Source organism: Paraburkholderia sp. D15, assembly GCF_029910215.1.
GTDB lineage: Bacteria > Pseudomonadota > Gammaproteobacteria > Burkholderiales > Burkholderiaceae > Paraburkholderia.
The window spans coordinates 19,189-40,558 of record NZ_CP110397.1 but is presented as its reverse complement, the minus strand read 5'-3'; the positions used below and the strand labels follow the sequence as shown (position 1 = coordinate 40,558).

Below are 21,370 nucleotides of genomic sequence, written 5' to 3'. Positions count from 1 at the left end.
ACCCAGCGACACAACGAGCAGCCGCTAATTCCAAGATCCCAGACGTCCGTCGAATACTCGAACAGTATCCCCTCACACGTTCAGGTTATTTTTTAGACGAACGAGGGCGGTGGCCAGCGCTCACAGATCGGCTGCTTGGAAAGATCAGTTTCCACGTGGAAACAAGCTTACGCTCTACCGTTCAGACGTCCGTACACAAGACCTCAGCGCTAAACGAGGAAAAACGTGTCTCATTATCGAGTTTTCTGGCTGCGTCAATAGGTCATTGCAAGAAAATCCGCCGAGCGGTTGGTGGCAATAACATCGCACTGAGTCGAGGAAATCGTTCCTGACAGTCAACGGCCGATGGAGAGTCTGTCAGCAGACTGACCACCGCGAGTCGGCCAACCATGCTCCGACGTTGAACTGAAGCCAGCTCGCTCTTTGCGAGTTTGAAAAAATTGAAACCACCTGCCACATCCCGAGACAACGACATCGGCTTATGAAACTCCACCTGGTTTCCACGTGGAAACCAGATTGACACGCCGAATGGCAATTCTCCGCGCCCGCAGTCCATCTAAACTCCACGCGTTCAACCTCGTTATCGAAACTGACAACGAGTCGCCGGCTGCTACCAACGAACGGACCTCCCACCTATATACCTGCGTTAGCCATCTACGCATAGGAGCGAGTGGACCCTCATTTTCGAACATCTCAAAGGACTGTCAGTTTCCACGTGGAAACTGACAGTCCTTGAATGTTACACCCCGCTGCGCAGCCAAGATCTCAAGTAAAGATTAGGCTCTCGCAGCCAGCGCTTTGTTGCATCGACCAATCAACTCAAAGATCAGCTCAGAGACGTCGATGACGGAAACGATAAATCACTGCTTCGACAAATTTCATTTCTGGCCAGCGCGATCTGCACGCCAAATCAATTGCTCACCATCGGTCGACCACGCTCAATGTCGAGCGACGAACGGTCACCACAAAACGCCATCGCCTAACCGGTGTCCTCGGTTTCCACGTGGAAAACGGCTACGATCAAGAAAACTAACTTTTGCCGTACAGCGCCTACTGCAAACCACCATTTTTTACGAACCGAGGATCAATTGATCCTCGGTTCATTCACCCATCGAAACATGGCATTTAATGTAAAAAATTTGTACGCTTTGGGTTGACCACCTACTATTCCTTGATTCATGCAAGCGTAGACAGCATCAGGTAATTTATTTCCAATTTTATTTCGTTGTTAATTTTATTAATTTCGATTATGATCGAGCGAATGTTATTTGGAGGATGAGCATGGGAATAGTCATTGCAGTCGCAAACCAGAAGGGTGGAAGCGGAAAAACTACGATTACCCTCAACCTCGCGGGTGCGTATTGCGATGACGAGCCGGACCTCCGCGTTCTCGTCGTTGATGCCGATTCGCAAAGCTCCTCAGTTCGAGCGACAGGGGCAGGGGAAGTCCCCTATCCATTCACAGTAGTCAATTTGGCTGCGGCAGGCGCGAATCTAGGGCGTGAAATCAAACGGATGGCTCAGAATTTCGATCTAGTCATCGTTGATTGTCCGCCCAGCGTGCACGACAAAAACACCGAGATCGCCATCGCTGCTTCAGACTTTGTGCTCGTTCCGATGGATGCATCCGCGCTCGACGCATGGAGCACCACCGGCATGCTTCAACTCGTGCGCAGAACGATCGGCAGCGATCCCAAGAGTTGCGGCATCGTGTTCAATCGCGTGAATACGAAAACTACAGGCTACGCCGAGGTGAGGGCCGCAATGGCAGAGGACAATCCGTATCCGATCCTTGATAGCACCATTGCTTTGCGCGAGATCTACAAGACGTCCATCGGCGTCGGAGCGACCGTCTTTACTGTGAAAGGGCAGCGCACAGCAAAGCAAGCTCGCGACGAAATTACCGCTGTGGCAAGAGAAATCCTAGCGATTAAGGGCTTGATGGAGGCGTGATGACAAACAAGAATCAAGCATCAAAAGCGAAACTGGGCTTGGGTGCGTCTATTCGCAAAGGTATTGCTAACGAGAAAGCAGATGTCGACGGCCGCCTTGATGCGACCGGCGTTCTGCACGCCAAAGATCAACCGACAGATCAGGTAGGGGCAGCTATAGAAGGGAACCCACTCGCCAACACGTATGGCAGCCGTACCAATGCCTCGGCAGTGTTGCCTCGAGTAAGAATTCTGTTGAATGAACTCGTTTCAAACCCATTTAACCCGCGCGAATTCTACAGCCCGATGGCGATCGATGATTTGGCTGTCCGTCTCAAGCGAGAAGGACAACACGTTCCGATCACGGTTACCCGCAATCATCGACATCCGGGCAAGTACGTCATTGTCGACGGAGAATTCCGCTTCCGCGCGAAAAAGAGTCTGGGCGAACCATCCATCGACGCAGAAATCGTCCCAGATCTAAGCGACCAAGATCTTTACCTTCGCGCCAGTAGTATTAACAAGAATCGAACCAAGCAGACTGTGTTCGATGACGCGGTGGCGTGGATTCGCCTGCTTTCGGAGGGCATATTTGAGACTCAGGATGCGCTAGCTGAAAGCCTTGGAGTCAGCAAAGCTCTAGTGTCCAAAACCCTGCTTATCGGCAAATTACAGAAGCACTATCTTCAGCAAATGGCTGACGCAGACGGCATTGGCCTTGCGCACGCGTACAACGTGAAGCTAATCTTCGAACGCGTCCATGTCGATGTAGCCGAGTCCATCCTTGAACGCGTCGTCCAGGGTGAGATGTCCGTGCGACGTCTCGAGGAATATGTGAAAAAACTGGATGGCGCTTCGCCGCCCCGGGCAACGAAGACACACTACAGTGGCAACGTTACTTTTCACACCGCCGACGGCCGTGACGTCGGCGCGCTCAAACGTTACCGCGACGGACGGACCGAGTTGAAACTGACCGGTCTAAACGAAGACCAGCAGACACTCCTCGTCACGCAACTGGAAGGATTAGTTCGCGAATTTATTACGTCGCAGTTGTCTAAAGAGGCGCTTGCGGAGGCTCCCGAAACTGTTGAACAACAGAGCATCGCCAGCTCATAGAATCGACGCGTGCTTGCGCCGATTGAGGCACGACGAGCTAGCGACAGGCCTAGTCCGAGTTTTCGGCAGCGAGGACGAATTCGAGGAGTTCGTCCGCGCTCGGCTCTCCCCAAGTATCGAGTACTAGCCAGCGAAAAAAGCCCGTCTCGGCAAGTTTGGAAGGCTTTTTGGGCGGCGAAAGCTTGAGGTTCTTCGCATCAACGGTCTCGTTGTAGCGTCCAATCAAACCCGTCTGATCGTCAATCTCCAGCTCTCTGAAATACTCGCGCACCTCGGACATTTTTTGAACAAGGTACTTGTCACGAACTTGCGCCTGTCTGCCTTGAGGTGGTACCGCCGACTCTTTCCGCTTGGGCGTCGGCGTGTCGGGCAAGGCATACCCGTGCGAAAGCGCTTTTCTGAAATACGCCGCAACGTTATCGACAGGCGCCGCATTCTTCTTTGTCGAGCGATTTGCTACGTAAGCTAACGCTGAGCGCACGCGCTGGTCACCGTACTGCGCAAGCATTTTTCGAGCCTCAGAGCGCGGAATTCCCAGTTTAATAACTTCATCCACAAGCGCTTCGTTTCTTCCGTCGGGCTCGTCTTTAAGTTCGGTGTCCAACTTCCTGGTTACCTTGAACTGCACAGCCTCAACGCTACGGCCAGCCTTATGTTCGACGAGCTCAAGGACGTGGTCCGATATCTCGTTGACCTCGCGTATGCAAGGCATCAGCACCTTGCTCTTGAATAGCTTGTACTCCTGATAGGACTGCGCGCTTCGGTCCTGACCAAGAATCAAATCTCGGAACTTCGACAGCGGAATCTTTGCTGTTAGTCCCACGCCCTCATAACGAACCGTGTTTTCCCAGAGCGCCAAGGAATGCGCACGCCGAAACTCTCGCGCGATCCGCATGTCGATCAGTGCGTAAATTTCAGGGCTGAGCAACTCGCCGCGAATTTGATCGGAAAAACTGTATTTGAGAACGGCGTGCTGCAATTCTGCGCCAGCGAGCAAACCTGAGGCCTTCCAAACGGCCGTCTTATCGGCAGCAAGATAGTCCCAGTTCACAACCGTGCTAATTAGCGAATTGACCGTTTCCTTCACGTACTGGGTGTTGTTACTGTTCAAACCGCTGTCTTGGGACAATGCACCGATCGTGATCGAATAGCTCATGCGACCCGGTTCAACTGCGTCTTGCTTGATAGCGTTCTTGATCAGCGAGCTGAACATCTTTCTCTGCTGCAAACCGAGCTTGCCCGACTTTGGCGCAATATGGATGGCTTGGACCGCTTTCCGAAGAATGTCCGGCGGTTCGCTGGCTTGAAACAATGAAACCTGTTTGTCTGCGGGATCACCGACTCGTTTCCGTGCCATCGCCGTGCCTTAGGTAACCATCAAATAAGAAGACTTTATACCTATAGGTTTTGTCATGCAACCTGTAGAAATGCCGACTGAAGCCAATACGCGAAGTTGGCGCGATAAGTGTTTGATTGTGCGAGCTTCAAAAATTGGGGCCATGCCCGAGTTTGCTCCCATAGCTGGGAACCATCAACTGCGAAAGCCCCCCATAAAAGGCAACCTATGTAAGGCCATTCCTGCTGGAGTTGGTGTAAACACGGACAAAAGGTACCCAGCGATGGGACCTGCTCGGCTGTGGCGCAGAAATCCCGCCTTGAATGATGCACATGGTGTCCACGGAGGGCTTGATTTCCCCATAGACGGCTACGTTGTAGTTCCCCATAACCAGATACCTTTCCCCGGAACGATCACTGTCAACGTTGAGTAGATATCCCCATAAACGGCTACCCAAAAGGCCTCCCATACGAGGCTACCTTTGCCAACACCACCTTTATCTAACAGCAGCACTGGCCCATTGAAAGAGATGGCACAACCGGCGTTCAACGGAGCCCCATTGTTTGCCCCATAAACGGCTACCTACACTTTGCCCCATAAACAGCTACCTATGACGAACGACGTCCGCGCAAGGCAGACCTATTACATGAGATGTTCTTCCCATAGATGGCGACCAAATCGGCATCCCATGGACGGCTACCAAACCAAGGGAACATTTGCACCCCCACAAATGACTACCTGTCCCCCATATCCACAACCCTTTTGCCCCATCGGTGGTTACCACTTCTCCCATATCCACAAACCTTTTGCCCCATCAGCGACTACCTCTTCCCCTATAGAAGGCTACCTATCCCTCCGCAAACGCCCGCCAGGTAATCGATTCAGCCAGCCTAAAGGTTTGTAAACGGTTAAAGGGTCTTCTAAATATCTAAACACAGGCGCGCCGTCAGATAGACAGCCCGTCAAACCGTGGTACGGTCGTACGCGCATTGGCCCTTTTAAGGCTCACCCTTCCGGCATGCCGTGCCCGCGAATCTAGACTCCGTTACAAATCCCCCATCGCTGGCAACCAATACATCAGCGGCCAGCTGTACAAAACGCTCTAGTTCGTGCGCATGCGCTCGCAGTTGCTCGAAACAGGCGGCCTCAATTCGGATCGATTGCAACGGTTCGTCCACTACCAACGATATCTTCCCATTGTTCGATCCCATAGACGGCTCCGTTACCACCGCCAACACGAATTCCTCGACTGTCACCGTTCGCAGTTTCGGCAACAGAGTCGCCCGCCGTCGAACGACGTCCGTACCAAGAGCGACGATGAGCAGGCTAATTGCGTGTGCCAGTCGATAGGTCACTGTCTCACCATGGTCGAAGGCCCTCAAAACTTCCGTTGGCAGCCGAGCGGCTGCCAACGCTCTTGATATTTTGGATGTGGACACACCCATGTCCCGGGAAAGCGCAGATTGGGAAGTCCACAGGCCAGATGCAAGCAAGTCCCTGTAAAAATAGCCAAGCCGGACTGCAGAAGCCGTTTGCTCTCGAAGCACATCGTGAGCGTCCATTGCAGATTTCACACACTGCCAATTCGACGCAATATATTGATTCGTCATCCTTATCTATTAAAAAGGTGAAACTAGGGTTGCAGGCTATCCTATACCACCCGACTGTCAAGACACTGCGTTGCGAAAATCGATCCACTCTCCAAATCGGTCGTCAATATTCCAAGCCTCTTATTCGCTGCGGATGAAGTGCGCCCAACATGTTGGGCGCACTTCCGTTTCTCATACACGTCGTCATGACACGTAACTGCATGATTAATAATAAAAATACGCCGTATGTCAGCTAGTCTGAATTTGCGCAACGCGTGCAACATTCAATGTTGATTCGGAGCTATAGCACTTGAAAGTACCGGCTTTCGGCGGAAAGACAGCCAGAATCCGGCCCCATTCCGGGTAAGAGCGCCCAACATGTTGGGCTCGCCCAAACCTAAACAGCCCTATGGAGATGGATCTAGAAAGCGCCTGAAAATCGCCTCGCTTTAGCGTTCGGACTATACCTTTGGCGCTGCTCCAATTGAGTCGGCCCAATTGGATAGTCCGTCATGCGTTTCCTTCGAAGCAAAAAACAGATCGCGCTCTCGACCGCTCCCGGTGGTTACTCGCAAGAGGACCCCGAGGGCATCATTTTCGACCGTGGCACGCGCCTTCGCGTCGAAGCGAACCACTGGAAACTTTTGTGCTTCGTGCTGGCATTCATCGCGAGCGGCGCCGTATGGACCCGTCAGCCGCCGCCGTCCGTTGTCAAAGCCTATGGTGTTTCGTCGGACGCTGGTGGCCATCCGGTCGTGTCGCAACTCGCTGCGTACAAGCCCGAGGACCAGGCGCTGCGCACGTCCATGAAGGATTCGGTCGAACGCTGGTTCACCATCGAGCCGGTGTTGACCGACAGCCTCGAAAACTCCCGCATGGCGCGCAACATCAACGCGGTCAAGGCGCAGATGGTCGGCAACGCGCGCAACCAGTTCGGCGCGTGGCTCAAGGAGGATGCGCCTTTCCAGGCGATCACCACTAACCCGAAGCTCGTGCGCGAGGTTCGCGTCACCAATGTCTCGCTGCTTGAGGATTCGACGGCGATCGTTGAGTTCACTACGAGTACCACTGACAGCCCGACAGCGAAACCCGTTGTCCAGAAATACGCGCTGACCTGGCGATATCAGATTGTTCCTCCCGCTGCGGAAGATGCCCTGACGTCGAACCCGTACGGCATTTTCTATCCGTTTACCAACCTGCAGAAGACGTCATGACGCGCTCTCACCATCGACTCACTTCGCTGGCCGGCGCCGTTGCGTGTCTGCTTGTCTGCACTTCCTCGTTCGCGGCAAAGAGCAGCGTTTTGCCCTCGGCCGCCTCGCAGGAGATCGCGAATCTTCTCGGCGATCCGATGAGCCCGGTCAATCCATACAACAGCGGCACCGACCCGATCACGATGCCCGGCGATGCGCGCATGGCGGTCTTCCCATACAGCCGCGACCAGATCTTCAAGATCATGACGGCGCCCCTGAAGACCACCACGATCGAGCTCGCGTCAGGGGAATCTCTCGTCGCGGATCCGGCGCTGGGCGACTCGGTTCAGTGGGTTGTCGATACCGACGGCGCAAACCACGTTTTCTTGAAACCCACGAAGCCCGGGCTCGTCAACACGATGCACCTCACGACGAATCAGCGCGAGTACGACATGACGCTCGTCTCGTCACCGATGGGCGGCCTGTTCTATCAAACCGTGCGGTTCCGCTACCCGCAGTCACTGATGGCCAAGGTACGTGCGCGTCAGGAGCGCGATGGTGGCGATGGTGCGTCTGCGGTTGATGACGGGGCAGGGCGCTCGTCAACGGATTCCGGGCCGCTGGGTGTCTCACCCGACAAGCTCGATTTCGACTACATGGTGTCGGGCTCCGCGCCATTCAAACCCGAAACCGTTTTTGACGACGGCCGCTTCGTGTGGTTGCGCCTGCCGCCGGGCGCACCGTTTGCCGTACCCGTCGTGAAAGACCACGGCGACGTCATCACGCCAAACTTCATCCGTCGTGGTCCGTACATCGTCGTTCAGCAGATGGCCAACGAGATCGTGCTGCGCGCCGGCAGCGACGAGGTGAAAGTGACTCGCGGCCGCCGCGGCATCTTCGGGTTCTGAGAACGACCATGGCGAACCAGAACGGACAACCGACGCCGGATCAGGCCACGATCGTAAAGGGCAAATCACCGCGCAACGCGCTCCTGGGTGTCGGCGCAATCGCAGCACTCGCGATCGGCGCGATCGGCTTTTACTATCAGGTCAAGGCCAGTAACGAAGCCGCGGAGGAACAGCGGCTCCTCAAGGCATCGAAAGCGGCCGACGGGGTAGATAAATCCAACAACACCGAAGACGTCGACAAGATCATCGCCGACCAGCAGGCTGCGGCGCGCCGCGCGGAGGCAATAGCAAAGGCCAATGCTGCGTCTACGCCTAGAGCCGACGTGTCGAAGCCGTCGCTGTCGCTCGATGGATTCGTCAACGACCAGAAAGTCTCGAAGCTATCCGCCGATGCGAAGGAGGACGCGATCTATGTGTCACCGATTTTCCGGCCGGGTGTAAAGATCAAGGATCAGTCGGCGCAGGCGTCCGCTTCGGGACCCGCAGGTCTGCTTACGCCCCAGCAGATGGCGCTTCAGCAGGCGGCCGCGCAGCAGGCGGCAATGGGCGCGGCCAATGCGCAGGCGGCAGCGCTTGCCGGCAAGTTTGGCGCACAGGCCGCCGCCGCGCCCGTGTCGTCTCAGGCTCGCGATAACCAGTTTCTCAGCGATGCGAAAACGCAGTCCGCTTCGGGCGAAGGCTTTCTGAGCGCCGGGTTCGTCGGACAATCGCGCGGCTGCACGCTGACGCCGCCGCATCACATCCCCGTGCTCACCATCGAGGCGCTCAACTCGGACCGTCCCGGCACGGCATCGCTTGTCGTTGACGAAGATGTGTACGACAGCATCCGCGGCGATTGTTTGATGATCCCGAAGGGCACGACGATCACGGCGCCGTACGCGAGCGACATCCAGCCAGGGCAGGAAAGCATCCTCGTCGCTGCCACCGAAATGCGCCTGCCCAACGGCAAGCAGGTTCCGCTCTACGGGGCACAGGGCGCTGATACAAACGGATGGACAGGTTTCTCCGGCGACGTCAACAATCACTTCCTCAAGATCTACGGCACCTCGTTCCTCACGGCGATCCTTCTGCGTAAGTTCAACGGCGGCGACTCGTCGACGACGACGGGCCCGCTCGGTGTGACGCAGGTCGGCAGCACGGCGGGGCAGGTCGCGGCGACGACCGCGCAGTCCGTATTGAGCCGCTACCAGAACATCCCGCCGACGATCACCACCGACTGGGGCAAACGCTTCATGATCAAGGTGAACCGGGAAATTCATCTGGAGCCGTATCGTGATTAGGCTCCAGTGTCTGGCCCTCGTGGTGTGCGGCGCTGTCGGCGTTGCCGGCGTCGCTGGCAACGCTCACGCCGCGACCATTGCAGCGGTGATCAGCCCGGTGAACTATGTCCTCGCCGGCGATCGCGCGCGCGAGCTCGCGTCGCTCGATGGCACCCCAGTCTTCTACTGCGGCCTCAACGCGTTCGCGGCCTGGGCGACGCCGCTCGTCGGGCGCGCTGTGTCGAGCGATCCTCAGCACGGCATGACCATCGACATCGACTCGCGAACCGTAGCGCTGCGCCAGCTACTCGTTGAAAAAGGCTGGTTGCAACCCGCGCATCTGGACGACGACGCTCAGGCCGCGATCACGGAAGGCCGGGGCGGATGGGCGTGTGCGAGCGCGCGCACGCCCTTCGACCTGATGCGTACCAGCGTCGACGCGAAGGTGCTCGCGGGCATCGCGCTCAACGAATCGGGACTGAACGGACGCGCGTGGCCGTGGACACTGAACGTCGCGGGGCGAGGCCTTTTTTTCCGCAGTCGCGAGGATGCCTACCAGGCGATCCAAGTTCTGATTGGCGCGGGGCGCAGCGACTTCGATGTCGGCATTATGCAGATCAACTGGGGCTATCACCGGCAACGCTTCGCGTCGCCGTGGGACGCGCTCGCGCCCGCGACCAACATCCGCGTCGCGGAAGACATCCTGAACGAGAACTACCGCCGCACGCACTCCGTTGCGAAGGCGATCGCCTGGTACCACAGCGCCAATCCCACGCCGGGGCAGCAGTACCTCCAGCGCTTCGTGCGCAACCTTAAACAGATCGACGCGGGCCTCTGATGCGCAGCCTTCCTCCTAACGTCATCGCCCGTCTCGGCCTCGTCGCAGTTGGCCTTTTCGCAGCGCAGGCCGTATCGGCCGCCAATACTGATCCGTTCGACTTCGACTATGAAATCCTCGGTGGCATCACCGAGCGTCCGGCGCTGATCTTCAACGACGGCAGCAAGACCTATATCCAGCCCCGCGCGGGGCAGCTTATCACCGCCGACGGCGGCCACAGCGAAGGACCGTACGTCGTCGTTGACGGCACGCCCGAGTCGATCAGCTACAAGGTCGCCGGACGTACGGCGGTCGCACGCTGGACCCGCGCCAATCACTTCATCGGTGGGACCGGTGCGCTCGCGTCGCTGCGCGACGACCAGCCGGCGACGTTCGACGGCTTCACCAACCGGCTCGTGCTGATCGGTGCCCACGGCACGCTCGAGCCGGTGCGCGAACTGAAGGCGACGATGCCCGTGGCCAATCTCGTGAAGGCGCTAGTCCCGCAGGGCTGGACGGGCGCCGCACAGAAAGATGTGGATCTGAACAGCCAGGCGGGCTTTGCAACGCATCCGGGTCAGAACTGGCTTCAGGCGCTCGATCAGTTGATGGCTCAGTCGGGCCTTTACGCGGACGTGGACTTTGGCGCACGGCACGTCAGGCTACACCGCGACGCGCCTAAGTCCGCGGCGCTTAATTATCCTGCCGGCGAACACAACACGACCTCCACACCGGCCGTTGCGCCCGCGAATGCTTCCCCGCAGGTTTCCCTTCTTGCGCAGAACTTCGGCGCGCAGGCGATCCGCGATGGCGACGACACGCATACGCAGATCCGGTTTGCCGCGAAGCCTCCGAAGACGTTGAGCTTCAAGGCACCCGATGGCCAGTCGCTGCGCCAGAAATGGGACGACGCAACGAACGTCATGACGATCGAGCGTACGCCCCGCTTTGTTGTGTCCGATGGCGCGTCGAGCGTCGACGTGGAGCGCACGGCTTCGACCGTGTACGACTTTGACGCGACCAGCGCAGCCCACCTCGAAGCCGTGTTCGACAAAGACGGCGAGACCTATTTCAAGTTCGCCGACTCGGTTGTGCAGGTCACCGTGGCCGATGTTCATCACCTCGGCTCCGGCGAGCAGAAGGGCCGCTACTACCGGTTCAAGGGCACCGCCGAGCAGTTCATCGTTACCGCCGATGGTAATACGGTGAACGTGACGAGGCGCCGCGAAGTGAAGTACGCCGAGCGCGCGAGTGCCGCCGGCGCGACGCTTACCGCAACGGGGACGCAGCCATGACGCGCCGGGCGTCCGTTGTGCTGCTCGCTGGTCTCACCGTCACGGCAATCACGTCAGTTGCATCAACGTGTCGCGCCGACTGTCTCGACGACGCGGCGACGTATCGACATATCAGCACGCAGCTCGTGCGCGCGATCGCCCAGCACGAATCGGGCATGCGCGCGAACGCCGTGAACGTAAACAGCGATGGTTCCGAGGACATCGGGCTGATGCAGATCAATTCCTCGTGGCTGCCGAAACTCGCGCGTTACGGCATCCGGCGCGAGCACCTCTTCAATGCGTGCGTGAACGCCTACGTGGGCACCTGGATTCTCGCTTCGAACATCCGCGAGTTCGGACCGACCTGGAAAGCGGTCGGCGCGTACAACGCGCGCTCGACGGGCAAGCAGCTGGTCTACGCCAACGCCATTTACCGACGCCTGCAGCGGGCAGGGCACTGAATCATGGACATCAACTTCACTATGTCGTCACACCGGCCGGCCTTGTTCGTTGTGAAAATCCTCGGGGCGGTCGCGCTTGCCGGGGCGGCGTCCTGTTGTGCGGCCGCCGACACGCCAGCACCGAAGAGCGATGACGGCTGGCAGATCCTGTCGACCTCCGCGACCGCAACGATGCCCGTCGCGCAGTCGGTCGCCGCGGACGTCACGCAACCGCTGGCGTCTGCGGGTCAGAGCACACCGCAACCGCTCACGGTCACCGCCGTGGTGCTGCCGGGCGCGCCCTCCGCACCGTCGGGCGATCTGACGCTCTCGATCACGCCGCAGGACGTCAATCTGCGTAACGCGCTCGATCGTTGGCTGCAGACGCAGGGCTGGCAGCTCGCCTGGAAGATCGACGACGACCTTCCACTCGAATTCAACGCGACGTTCTCGGGTGACTTCACCTCGGTGCTCACGCAGGTGATGCAGGCCACGAATCACATGCGCACGCCGACCCGTGTGTGCCGACATACCAACAAGGTCATCCGCGTCGTCGCGCGCGCGGCCAACTGCAAGGACTGACACCATGTTCCCGATTCCGTTGCGATCCGCCGTGGCGATCGCCGCGACCTTCGTTATCGCAGGCTGCGCGGTCAGCCAGTCCGATGTGAACGGCGCCTATGACGCGGCCAACCGCACGATGACCAGCGCGATGGGCGACGGGCCGCAATCCATGCCGCTCGTCGAGGACGTACCCACCGCGTTTCTCGGCGACCGCCTGGTCCCGGTCGCGTACGAGGCGAGTCTGCCCGCCGTATTCCGCGAGAAGGTCGTCACGTTTCCGGCCAACCTGACGCTCAGAAAAATTGCCACGCTCGTGTCCAGCGCCACCGGTTATCCGGTTCACCTGAGTCCGGACGTCTTCGTGCCCCGTGACGCTCTCATTCCGCGGGAGGCCGCCGGCGACGGTAAGGCAACGACGGGCGCGTTTCAGGGCCAGTTAGCAAAGACGTCCGAAGAGCCGGTCTACGCGCAACCGTTCAACGGTCGCGTCGGCCAATACCTGCGCGGCGTGTCCGATGACCTCGGCCTCGACTGGTCGTTCGACGGCTCGTCGATCAACATTTCGCGTTTCGTTACGCGCATGTACCAGATCGCCGCGATCCCCGGGAAGGTGTCGATCAAGTCCGACATGTCAAAAGGCATGGATACAACAACGGGTAATCAGGCTAGCGGCAGCTCGGGTGGCTCAGGTGGAAACACGGGATCGTTCTCCGCGACCACTTCGACCGGTCGCACCGGTGACTTCGACCAGATGGCGATCATCGAGGCGGAGCTGAACCGCGTGCGCTCGCCGATGGGGCGCGTCGTCGTCAATCCGCAGAGCCGCCTCGTGATGGTGTACGACACGAAGGAGGCAGCCGACCGGATGGGCGACATCCTGAAGCATGAGAACGCTATCTCGACGCGGCAGGTGGCGATCCGGGTCCGCACGCTCCAGATCGCGCTGAATCGCGGCACGCAGGCCGGGATGAATGCCGACGTTGTGTTCAGCAGTATCCAGGGCGGCCTCGCGAAGTACGCGGTCAGTTTCGTCTCGCCGACTTCGCTCTCTTCAGGCGGTGGCTCGGTGGGCGTCTCCGTGCTGCGTCCCAACGCGCCGTTCTCCGGCACCAACGCCGTGGTCAATGCTTTGAACCAGTACGGCCGCACGGTGCAGGACAACACCGTGACGAAGATGACCCTTAACGGGCTGCCGGTGTCGATCGCATCATTCCAGAGCGATGACTATCTTCGCTCCACCTCACCGTCGGCGGGCTCGCTCACGGCAACCTCCGGTGGCGTGCCGGGGCTCACGCCGGGCACGGTGACGACGGGCGACTTCATCAACGTCCTACCCTCGGTCAACGACCACAACCAGATCGTTCTGGCGTACTGGAGCGACAGCTCGAAACTGAACGGCCAGTTCACATCGGCAACGGTCGGTTCCGGCCAGACGCAGCAGCAGATCCAGCTCGCGCATACCGTGGGTCAGAAGGACGACCAGATCGTGGCGCTCGCCGATGGCCAGACCATCGTGCTGTACGGCGCGATGACAGATCAGGCTGGCAGCACCACCAACGGCGGCATTGGCGGCGTTACCGGTTCGTGGACGAATTCGCGAACCTTCCAGGTGGTCATGCTGACTGCGACCGTCGTTCCGTCGATGTGAGCGCCGGCATGCATATCACGGAACCTCTGCCGACCGACCGGAAGGCCCGACTCGTTTTCGGGCTGGACTGGCGCGCCTATCCCGCGAAGGGGGCGAAGGCGGAGCGCCGTCGCCGCGCGGACGATTTCGGCGCGACGCACTACGTCGAATATCGAGTCGGCGCGGACATGACCGCCGGTTTCGCTGCGCTCGAACGCAGCGAGATCGCAGGCGCGAGGCTGTACTCCGGTGCCGCGCGCATCGCGATGCACGCACGCGTCAAGACCCTCGCGGCCGCGCTCGTCCTGCTGCAGGACGGCGAGCGCGTTCACCTGATCCACTTGGTGAGGGGCGCCGTACAGAGCGACGAGGTGCTCTCGCCTGAGCAGGCGCGCGACCGGCGCGAAGAGATCGTCGCCGACAGTCAGCGTAAAGGCCTCGCGCTGCGTACGTTTGGCTCGGGCGCATCGATTGGCGACGTCGACGAGGCCTTCCAGCCTGCTGCGCTGCTCGAGGATCGCAAGGCGGGCCGCGTCGTCAAACTGCGCATGGCGCTGCCTGCCGTCGTGCCGATGACGGTCATCCTCATCGCGCTCGGATTCGGCGTGAGCAAGCTGTTCGATGCGCTTCAGCCCCCACCTCCGCCGCCACCCCACGAGCCAACGTACGCGGAGAAATACGCGGATGCCGTTCGCCGCACTTTCGCCGTGGCGCGACCGCGCGCCGGTCTCCTCGCGCCGGTGCTGATCGGTACGCTGGGCGCTACTGAGAGTAACCGGAGTGGCTTCCGCTTTTACCAGGCCGAGTGTGGTGTTGTGGGTCGCTGCACCGTGACCTACAGCCGGGAAGGGGGCACCTTCGAAGGCTTCGCTCGCGACGCGCTGCCCGCCATGCGTCCGGTCGTCTTCGATCTGGACGGCAAGCACCTGAACACGCGGGGACCGGAGGTGCCGGCGGTGGCCGCCGTTCTAGTGGCGCAGCAGAAGTCGTGGCCCTCGGAGCAGATACTGATCGAACTGCTGCAGACGCCGCCGCAGCGACTCTCGGGGGACCCGTTCGAGCTGGACAGTCAGGGCTACAAGGTCACGCTGGAACACGCTGTGCCAATTCTTGCAGCGCCCGCGAGCGCCGGTCCGAAACCGGCGCACCTCATACGCGAGGGCAGCTGGACCATTGAGGGATTCAGGTGGCAGGCGCCGCTGCTGGCGCGGCTGCCGTTGAACATGACCCTCGACACCCTGAAGGTCGAGTTCCGGACCACTGAACCGATCGGCATTCACTTCACCGCGAAGGGAAAATTTTATGTTCTCGATTAATCCTGTCGCCGCGCGGCTGGCGATCGCGCTCACTGCGACTGGTCTTCTCGGGTTGCCTCTGCTCGCACGCGCGGACGGCCCGCACCTGTCGCTTGACGATATCGACCAGCTTTCGCGCGACAAGGTAGTGCGGCAGCTCAAAAGTTCGGAAGACGCGAGCGCATCATCTGCCGCGATTCCCCCAGCGGGCGGTCTCCCCGCGCCGCTGCCGTCGATGTCGGCCCCGGCACCCGTGCAGAACGTACCGCCTTCAAGAAAGGCTGAATCGCCGCGCTCGCGTTCGGAGCCGGTGGTCTTTGTCGGCGCATACGACGATGCGACCGGCCACTACGTGCTGTACGAGTCGGGCGGTGGCATCTATCCGGCACGACTCGGCACGAAGCTGACGAACGGATGGACGGCCGAGAAAGTGAGCGGCTATGCCGTGACCGTCTCTGAAGGCAAACACGTGTGGACCGAACCGATCCGGGGCGGTGCTGCATCGGGCGGCATGAACACGGCAACGCTCCAGGCGATCAGCGATCTCGGCGGGCCGCTGCCGCCGGGTGGCCCGGTGGCCACCCCCATCTATCCAGGAAAATAAACATGGGCATGTTCACGGGAACCGAATCCGAAGAACCGGCATCGCGGGGCTTTCTCGGACGTCTGCGGGGCTGGCGTGAGTCATTCACCGATACGGGTGCAACAACCATTCTTCCGGTGTCGGAGCCCCGCTTCGAGTCCGAAAGCCGCGCCGCGAATCCGCAGCTGATGACGCTCGGTATGAGACTTCGCAACGGCGACGTGACCGATGTCGAAGCGCTCGACCCGGATGCGATCCAGTGGTCAACGCGCGCCCGTGCGAACGCGCAGCCGGAGTCAGCCTGCGACGAGCGTGCGGCTTCGCACGCGACAAACGCAGAGTTCGCGTCCGCGGCGCACGATAACGCGTCGCCGGCGGCGGACGCAGCATCGACACCGCAGCAGGCCAGCGACGACGTATTGCGCGGCCGTGCGCATGTCAGCGCACAGTTCGGGGTGCCGGGAGAGATGAGCGGCATCGAGGCGCACGACGGATCCGGCGAACCGACGTCGATGAACGCGGCCGATACCGCCACGAGCGCTGAGGCGACGTCGTCGGCGGCGTATGCGCGTGAGGCGGACCCGGGCGCTCGCGAAAAGCCGCCAGTCAGAACCGGTCAGCAGGGCAAGGCGGAGCAGGCCGGCGAACACACCGAGCTGCTCGACGCTGGTGTCCTCTATGCACAGGGTGGCCTGCCGCAACTGTTCTCTGTCGAGGGACTCGGTCCGTTCAAGCGGATTCTGTGTGAGCCGGGCCCGGACTCGACCTTGCAGATCACGATCGCGGCGCGCCGCGAGTTCGTGGCCGTCGACCTGCAGGGCGGCGTTGCGATGGTCGTGGCCACACGCGAGTTCCACGAAAGCGCGCTGTACTCCACCTACCTGAAAGACCTTGCGCGCGCCGATATCGCTATCCGGGAGGAGATGGTCGCCACGGCGGATGTGGTCGCGGGTATCTACGCGGCAGCAAAGCAGCGTGAGGCCAAAGCCGTCGTGCCCGAGGCATCGCGCGCTATCGGTATGTTCCGCGACATCGTCGAAGCAGCCCACGAGTTTGGCGCGAGCGATGAGCACTGGGAATACCGCGACTTCAACGATGAAGTCGAGATCCGTCTGCGCGTTGACGGCGACATGTACACCTATCGGCGCATGCCCAAGGCGGTCGTGCTGCGGGCGCTGTCGGCCTCCTATCAGGATCTGGTCCAGCGCAACACGAATTCGGGCGAGACGTTCCAGCCGAGCGTATCTCAGTCCGCGATGATTCCCATCGTCTGCCGTACGGACCTTCTCAACCTGCGCTGGCAGAGCGCGCCGCTCGTGGGTGGCTTCGACGTGGCGCTGCGTCTGCTCGACGGTAACTTCCGGCACGTGAACGTGCTCATGCCGTCGCAGATGGGGCTCGAAGCGAGTCAGCTCGAAATCATCGATTCCCTCGCCGGCGTGAGTGGCGGTGTCACGTTCCTGAGCGGCGAGACCGGCTCGGCGAAATCGACGCTGCTGCGCGCCATGTCGTACATGATGACCTCCCGCGACCTGCGCAAGCAGTATGCGGTGAGCCAGCCCTCGGAGTTTCCGAACCCGTGGCTCTCCGAGATATCGTTGCAGCAGCGCCCCGACGAATCGGACGCAGAGGCCAGCCGCAAGATGGCGGAAGTGATCCGCACACTCATGCGGATGGACCCGGACGATCTGACCGTGACCGAGATCCGTGATCAGGTGGTCGCGGCACTGGTCGCGGAACTTGCCCTGACCGGCCACCCGGTGCGAACGACGATTCACGCCAAGCGCATGATCGGCGTGTTCATGCGGCTCGTCGGCGGCCGCCTCCAGCTTCCAATGGACGAGGTGTCGTCCGACGAATTCGTGAACGCGGCCGGTTATCAGAAGCTGATCCCGCTGCTGTGCCCTCGTTGCAAAGTCCCAGCAGCAGACGTGATGCCGGCGGCGCAACTCGAACTGTTGCGTGCAAAGTTCGGCCTCGACACGTCGCGCATGGCGTGCCGAAGCGAGGAGGGCTGTGAGCACTGTCAGCGCAAGGGCCTCTTCACGCGTGATGGCAAGGTGGCTGGTGGGACGAAAGGCCAGACACTTGCGATGGAGTTGTACCGGCCGACGCCCGAATTTCTCGACAGGATTTCCGTTCGCGACTGGCGCGGCGCCGAGACAGTGTGGCGCAGCGAACGCGCGACCGGCTTCGGCGACGCCGACATGACCGGCAAGACGATCTTCGAGCACGCCCTGTACAAGGCGTCTACCGGGATCATCGATCCGCGCTTCATCGATCGCTCGATGGGCGGTTTCGCGCAGTACCGCGTGATGCCCGGTCGCGACGGGAAGATGCCGTCATGATGCGCCGACTCATACACGCCGTCGTGATGAGGCTGCCGGAGAACGAGCGCATGCGGATCGCGACGTGGCGCTTCCACAAGGCGCGGGAGAGCTTCTACCGCGAAACGCGGCTCGACGTAACGACCAAGGGACTGCGCAACCGCGAGACCCTGCTTGAGCGCCTTGGCACGCACGAGGAGCGCAGCCGCAAACGCAACACGTTGCTGTGGCCGGTGTACAGGGCGGTCGGCGCACGCATGCGCGCGGGGGATACCTTCGCCCAGGCGATGAAGCCGTTCATTCCTTCCGACGAGTACGCGTTGCTTGAACTCGCGAGCACGTCCACGCGCGAGGACGCCGCCGTGCGCGGACTCGAGCTTGCGGAAATGGCGGCCAACGCGAAGCGAGTGCTCTCGGGCACCACGTCCGCGCAGATGGCGTATCCGGCCTTCCTGATTGTCTACCTGTACGCGCTGTGCATGCTGTTTGGCGGGGCGATCTATCCGCAGGCGCTCGACGTCAAGCCGCTGGACCAGTGGCCGGCGGCCGGACAGGTGCTCTATGCGATCGACACGTTCTGCTACGAAAAGTGGTGGCTGTCGGCGAGTCTCGTGACCGGCGCCGTGTTCACGTATTTCTCGACGCTGCGGCGCTGGACCGGCGACACGAGAAACCGGTTCGACGCGGCACCGCTGATGTGGCGCAACCGGCGCGATCTGCGCGCGGCGCTTCTGATCGTGTCGCTCTCGGGCCTCTTCGACTCCGGGCTGACGTTGCGCGCGGCGCTCGATCGTCTCTCGAAGACCGCTGACCCCTGGTTGAAGTGGCATCTGAACCGCATGAGCCGCCGGCTGACTGCGACGCCCCATCAGCCCATGCGCGCACTCGATACCGGAATTTTCTCTGACGAGATCGTTGACACCGTTTCAGACGCCGCCGCTCGCGACCAGTTCATCGCGGCAATCAAGGCACTCGGTCGCGAATCGCTCGCGAGGGTCGTCGAGAGCGTCCGCCGTAACGCGAAGATCACCCACTACGTCCTGCTCGGCTTTGCCGCGCTCATTTTTCTGGGGCTCGGCGTCGGCTCGTACGTGATGACCGGCGCCGTCAGTCTCGACCTGTCCGGGACCCCATCCACTCCCAATTTCGTCGCTCACTGAGGTACACACCATGCATAAGAACAAGAAGTCCAGCGCAGCGGTCGCCACGCTCCCGAAGAACGTCATGCGGCTGCACTGCGCGGATCGCGAGGCAGGAAAAGCACGGCACATCGAGATGGGTCGCCGCCGCAGGCAGTCGGGCGAACTGTCGATGATTGAATCGGGCGCCGTGCTGGCGGGCGCGGCGCTGCTCGCGCTGGCGGCTTACGCCGGCGGGTCATACGTCTACAACCTCGTGCGCGCGTCGTCGTTCAAGAGCGAAGCGCAGCTGTTTCATTCCGGCGTGCTGAATGCGACAAACACCGACGTCGATTTTTCGGGTGAAACGTTGCAGACGCTCGCACAGAACCACGCGTTCGATGTCGCTGGCTCGCGCGTCGCGGCAGGCGGGGCAAGCGTGCGGGGTCTCTTCGGCGGAGCACTGTCGGCTACGACGGGCACACTGGTTACGACCAACGACGCGATGATCCTCGGCTACCCGGTGCCCGCCGCGGTGTGTGCGCTTAGTGCGGGTGCGCTCGCGTCGGCCTACTCGCAGGTGGTGATCAACGGAACGACTATCTACAGCCCGAACGTCGCGTTCAACAGCAGCACGGCCGGGACCGCGTGCGCCTCGGCGGGCGGTACCGCAGCGGTGCAGATGTACGTGTCGAAGGCGGGGTAAGGGCGATCATGGGCGGCAGCATTATCGAAATGGCGGTTGTCCTTGCGGCCGCCGCGTGGCTGACGATGCAGGGCATCAGGGAGGATCTCGCGCATCGTCGAGCGCAGCAGCTCGCGGCCGAAGGGCAGAACGAAGCGGTCATCAACGCGGCGCTTGCGAGCTGGGTGACCGACAACTATGCATCGCTGCTCGCGCAATTCGCTTCGACGGGCTCAGCGACACTTACGCCGCCGACGATTGACCAGCTTTACACCGCAGGCAACCTCAAGCAGCCGCACCGCAATGGGCCTTTCTGGGGCGGAACGTACACCATTGCGATGACGATGGTGCCGGCGACCTGTACCGCGACCGCAGGCAACTGCCACGTCGCATATACATTCTATCCGTCGCAGCCGCTGCTGAAGCTCGGACAGCCCGACGTCGCTGGCGCGTCGCAGATCGCGCAGGCGGGCGGCAACGCTTTTGGTTACTCGAACTACCAGAACGCTGCGACCGTGACAGGGCTGAACGGCTCGTGGCATACCCCGAACCCGCTACCGGGCAATCCGCCAGCGGCGATCGTCGCAACCAACGCGCTCGACTCCGACGGCAACTCGGTCTATATCCGACGCGACGGTAGCCTTACGTGGACGGGGGACCAGAATGTGAATGGCGTGAGTCTTCACAACGTAAACAGTATGGACGCAACTGGCACGGTGAAGGCCGGTGCGCTGATCGCCGCCAATGGACCGCGGCAGACTTCGATCGGTAACGATGGCGCCGGGAACACGAACATCTATCAGGATGGTGCCCTTCAGGTAATCCAGACGGGCACAAATCTCTACGCGCCCGTCAACGTCGGCGCGGTAACGTCGTCTGGAACCATTCACGCTGCAAACCTTGCCGTGCCTCGGGCCTTCTGTGCTCGAAATGGCGACATCGCCGGTAACTCAGATGGCACGGGACAGCAGTTGAATTGTCTCGATAACGTCTGGATTCCGATGAGTGGTCCGTGGACGCTATATCAGACATACGCGGTCTATAACGGGACAGTGGTACCCGCTCCGGTCTGTTCCGCCGGATCGGCGCCGAAGATCGTTGTCAGCACGCAAAACTTCTACGTCGACAACACGGCAGTAGTGAGCTGGGTCACGCAAGGCGCAGGTCCGTGGACACTTAACGCGGTAGACGGAGTCGGATCTCCAATTTCCGCCGTCGGCGTAGCTGCGACGTATTGCGCTTCATGACAGGACAATCAAGATGAACAGAGCAACGACTTTATCTGGAGTGGCGATCGCCACTACGCTC

At 60.6% G+C, this 21,370-nt stretch carries 17 protein-coding genes; 16 read left to right on the top strand and 1 reads right to left on the bottom strand.

All coding sequences use genetic code 11. From position 1 onward, the window contains the following. Positions 1–1,281 precede the first annotated feature (1,281 nt). A complete protein-coding gene (locus tag LFL96_RS34770; protein WP_281004197.1) occupies positions 1,282–1,953 on the top strand; it encodes a ParA family protein in 672 nt (223 codons plus the stop codon). Beyond that, entirely contained in the window at positions 1,953–3,047 is a 1,095-nt protein-coding gene (locus LFL96_RS34765; RefSeq protein ID WP_281004196.1) for a ParB/RepB/Spo0J family partition protein, read from the top strand. Before LFL96_RS34770 ends, LFL96_RS34765 begins: the two co-directional genes overlap by 1 nt. A 49-nt stretch (positions 3,048–3,096) precedes the next feature. Here the strand turns inward: LFL96_RS34765 and LFL96_RS34760 are convergent, their stop codons facing one another. Continuing rightward, the gene (locus LFL96_RS34760) at positions 3,097–4,404 is read right to left on the bottom strand and encodes a RepB family plasmid replication initiator protein (protein WP_281004195.1); all 1,308 of its coding nucleotides are present in this window, start codon (positions 4,402–4,404) and stop codon (positions 3,097–3,099) included. Positions 4,405–6,484: 2,080 nt separating this feature from the next. Here LFL96_RS34760 and LFL96_RS34755 point away from each other — a divergent pair. From LFL96_RS34755 to LFL96_RS34690, 14 genes are read left to right on the top strand one after another with little or no spacing between them, the layout of a single operon-like run. Next, positions 6,485–7,186, top strand: a complete 702-nt coding sequence (locus LFL96_RS34755) for a type IV secretion system protein (RefSeq protein WP_281004194.1) — start codon at positions 6,485–6,487, stop codon at positions 7,184–7,186. Further along, a complete protein-coding gene (locus LFL96_RS34750) occupies positions 7,183–8,073 on the top strand; it encodes a TrbG/VirB9 family P-type conjugative transfer protein (RefSeq protein ID WP_281004193.1) in 891 nt (296 codons plus the stop codon). Before LFL96_RS34755 ends, LFL96_RS34750 begins: the two co-directional genes overlap by 4 nt. Positions 8,074–8,081: 8 nt before the next feature. Further along, on the top strand, positions 8,082–9,353 hold the full coding sequence (locus LFL96_RS34745) for a TrbI/VirB10 family protein (protein WP_281004351.1): 1,272 nt from the start codon (positions 8,082–8,084) through the stop codon (positions 9,351–9,353). 22 nt (positions 9,354–9,375) lie between these two features. Next, the gene (locus LFL96_RS34740; RefSeq protein ID WP_281004192.1) at positions 9,376–10,170 is read left to right on the top strand and encodes a transglycosylase SLT domain-containing protein; all 795 of its coding nucleotides are present in this window, start codon (positions 9,376–9,378) and stop codon (positions 10,168–10,170) included. Next, positions 10,170–11,444, top strand: coding sequence for a hypothetical protein (locus LFL96_RS34735; RefSeq protein ID WP_281004191.1), 1,275 nt, complete (start codon positions 10,170–10,172; stop codon positions 11,442–11,444). The genes LFL96_RS34740 and LFL96_RS34735 overlap by 1 nt, the downstream gene beginning before the upstream one ends. After that, the gene (locus tag LFL96_RS34730; protein WP_281004190.1) at positions 11,441–11,884 is read left to right on the top strand and encodes a lytic transglycosylase domain-containing protein; all 444 of its coding nucleotides are present in this window, start codon (positions 11,441–11,443) and stop codon (positions 11,882–11,884) included. Before LFL96_RS34735 ends, LFL96_RS34730 begins: the two co-directional genes overlap by 4 nt. Positions 11,885–11,935: 51 nt before the next feature. Beyond that, a complete protein-coding gene (locus LFL96_RS34725; RefSeq protein WP_281004189.1) occupies positions 11,936–12,445 on the top strand; it encodes a toxin co-regulated pilus biosynthesis Q family protein in 510 nt (169 codons plus the stop codon). Positions 12,446–12,449: 4 nt separating this feature from the next. Further along, complete coding sequence (locus LFL96_RS34720) at positions 12,450–14,075, top strand: type II secretory pathway protein (RefSeq protein WP_281004188.1); 1,626 nt, start codon at positions 12,450–12,452, stop codon at positions 14,073–14,075. 8 nt (positions 14,076–14,083) lie between these two features. Then, entirely contained in the window at positions 14,084–15,370 is a 1,287-nt protein-coding gene (locus LFL96_RS34715) for a hypothetical protein (RefSeq protein WP_281004187.1), read from the top strand. Next, positions 15,357–15,953, top strand: coding sequence for a hypothetical protein (locus tag LFL96_RS34710; RefSeq protein ID WP_281004186.1), 597 nt, complete (start codon positions 15,357–15,359; stop codon positions 15,951–15,953). Before LFL96_RS34715 ends, LFL96_RS34710 begins: the two co-directional genes overlap by 14 nt. A 2-nt stretch (positions 15,954–15,955) precedes the next feature. Then, the gene (locus LFL96_RS34705) at positions 15,956–18,280 is read left to right on the top strand and encodes an ATPase, T2SS/T4P/T4SS family (RefSeq protein WP_281004185.1); all 2,325 of its coding nucleotides are present in this window, start codon (positions 15,956–15,958) and stop codon (positions 18,278–18,280) included. Then, positions 18,277–19,419, top strand: coding sequence for a type II secretion system protein (locus LFL96_RS34700; protein ID WP_281004184.1), 1,143 nt, complete (start codon positions 18,277–18,279; stop codon positions 19,417–19,419). Before LFL96_RS34705 ends, LFL96_RS34700 begins: the two co-directional genes overlap by 4 nt. 10 nt (positions 19,420–19,429) lie before the next feature. Continuing rightward, entirely contained in the window at positions 19,430–20,083 is a 654-nt protein-coding gene (locus LFL96_RS34695; protein ID WP_281004183.1) for a hypothetical protein, read from the top strand. Between the two features lie 8 nt (positions 20,084–20,091). Next, positions 20,092–21,309, top strand: a complete 1,218-nt coding sequence (locus tag LFL96_RS34690; RefSeq protein ID WP_281004182.1) for a hypothetical protein — start codon at positions 20,092–20,094, stop codon at positions 21,307–21,309. Positions 21,310–21,370: the final 61 nt, after the last annotated feature.